Origin of the sequence: Mesorhizobium sp. M7A.F.Ca.ET.027.03.2.1, assembly GCF_003999175.1 — a bacterium.
GTDB lineage: Bacteria > Pseudomonadota > Alphaproteobacteria > Rhizobiales > Rhizobiaceae > Mesorhizobium.
Genome location: NZ_RZOM01001040.1, coordinates 1 through 2,206 on the forward strand (window position 1 = coordinate 1; position 2,206 = coordinate 2,206).

The 2,206-nt window shown below is 62.8% G+C and carries 2 protein-coding genes; both read left to right on the top strand.

The window, feature by feature from the left end; genetic code table 11:
• The first annotated feature begins 34 nt into the window (after positions 1-34).
• Positions 35-625, top strand: coding sequence for a transcriptional regulator BetI (gene betI, locus EN750_RS30825; protein ID WP_127398981.1), 591 nt, complete (start codon positions 35-37; stop codon positions 623-625).
• Positions 622-2,151 (top strand): choline-sulfatase, encoded by a 1,530-nt coding sequence (betC, locus tag EN750_RS30830; RefSeq protein WP_127380077.1) that lies wholly within the window; start codon positions 622-624, stop codon positions 2,149-2,151. The genes betI and betC overlap by 4 nt, the downstream gene beginning before the upstream one ends.
• Positions 2,152-2,206: the final 55 nt, after the last annotated feature.

A 2,206-nucleotide genomic window follows, 5' to 3' on the forward strand; every position in this document is an offset into this window, starting at 1 on the left:
AAATAATCCTGTTTTCTCAAAGGATCATCGCGAGATGCCGAAAGTCGGAATGGAACCGCTGCGCCGCAAGGCGCTGATCGACGCGACGATCTCGGCGATCGGCGAGCGCGGCTCGCTCGACGTCACCATGTCCGAGATCGCCGGACGCGCCGGGGCTTCGTCGGCTCTTGCCCATCACTATTTCGGCGCCAAGGACGAGTTGTTGCTGGCGACGATGCGGCACATCCTGGCCGAACTGACCATCGACATGCGACGCGCCCTTCAATCGGCTGGTACCGCGCGCCAGCGCGTTTCGGCGGTGGTCGCCGTCAACTTCTCCGACATCCAGTTCCAGCCGGAAACCATCGCCGCCTGGCTCGCCTTCTATGTCGAGGCGCAGAAATCATCGGCCTTGCGCCGGCTGCTCAGGGTCTATGCGCGGCGGCTGCACTCGAACCTGATGAGCGGGCTTGTCGGCATCCTGCCCAGGGCCGAGGCCGACCGCGCCGCCGAAGCGACCGCGGCGATGATCGACGGGCTCTACATCAGGCGGGCGCTGAAAGACGGCGTGCCTGATGCCGCGACCGCAATCGCGCTGGTCGAGGACTATCTCGAAACAAAACTCGGCGAGCGGCGCAAACAGTGACAACGAAGCGACCCAATTTTCTGATCGTCATGGTCGACCAGCTCAACGGAACCTTGTTTCCGGACGGCCCGGCGGATTTTCTGCACACACCGCATCTGAAAGCGTTGGCTGCGCGTTCGGCGCGCTTTGCCAACAACTATACGGCGTCGCCGCTCTGCGCACCGGGCCGTGCCTCGTTCATGAGCGGGCAATTGCCGTCGCGCACCGGCGTCTATGACAACGCCGCCGAATTCGCCTCATCGATCCCGACCTTCGCCCATCATCTGCGCGCCGCCGGCTACTACACCTGCCTGTCGGGCAAGATGCATTTCGTCGGGCCGGACCAGTTGCACGGTTTCGAGGAACGGCTGACGACCGACATCTACCCTGCCGATTTCGGCTGGACGCCGGACTACCGCAAGCCCGGCGAGCGTATCGACTGGTGGTATCACAATCTGGGCTCGGTGACCGGCGCCGGCGTTGCCGAGATCACCAACCAGATGGAGTATGACGACGAGGTCGTGTTCCTAGCCACACAGAAGCTCTATCAGCTTTCGCGCGAACAGGACGATGCGAGCCATCGGCCATGGTGCCTCACCGTCTCGCTGTCGCACCCGCACGATCCCTATGTCGCGCGCAAGCAGTATTGGGATCTCTATGAGCATTGCCAGGCGCTGGATCCGGAAACCGGGTTCATCGCGCATGACGAGCAGGATGCGCATTCCCGGCGGCTGTACCACGCCAGCGATTATCCTTCCTTCGAGATCACGCCGGAACAGGTGCGTCGTTCGCGGCAGGGCTATTTCGCCAACATCTCCTATGTCGACGACAAGCTGGGCGAGATCCTGGATGTTCTCGAGCGCACCCGCATGGCCGACGACACAATCATCCTGTTCTGCTCGGACCACGGCGACATGCTCGGCGAGCGCGGCCTATGGTTCAAGATGAGCTTCTTCGAGGGCTCGGCGCGCGTGCCGCTGATGATTGCCGGCAAGGGCGTTCACGCCGGGCTGATCGAGACGCCGGTTTCCAATCTTGACGTGGCGCCGACGCTTTGCGACCTCGCCGGCATCGACATCGCTGCAATCGCGCCGTGGACCGACGGCCAGTCGCTGCTGCCGCTCACCAAGGGTATTGAGCGCACCGCGCCGGTGCTGATGGAATATGCGGCCGAAGGGTCCAACGCGCCCTTGGTTGCGATCCGCGACGGCAGATACAAATTCGTCCATTGTGAACTCGATCCGCCGCAACTGTTCGATCTCGAAGCCGATCCGCTCGAACGGGACAATCTGGCCGACGACGCGGCCAATGCGGGCCTGGTGGCGGCATTCATGGACAAGGTCCAGGCGCGCTGGGACATGGCCGGCTTCGACGCCGCTGTCCGCGAAAACCAGGCGCGCCGCTGGGTCGTCTATCCGGCGCTGCGCAACGGCGCCTATTACCCCTGGGATTTCCAGCCGCTGCAAAAAGCGTCCGAGCGTTACATGCGCAATCACATGAACCTCGACAATCTCGAAGAGAGCAAAAGGTATCCGCGAGGCGAATGATGTCAGACCTTCTCGTCCCCTCCCTCGACCACCTCAAGCAGGCCTATGCCGTCAC

What these genes read in the sequence shown, in the direction of transcription:
- betI (WP_127398981.1), top strand. Translation starts at nt 35, where the DNA reads ATGCCGAAAGTCGGAATGGAACCGCTGCGCCGCAAGGCGCTGATCGAC.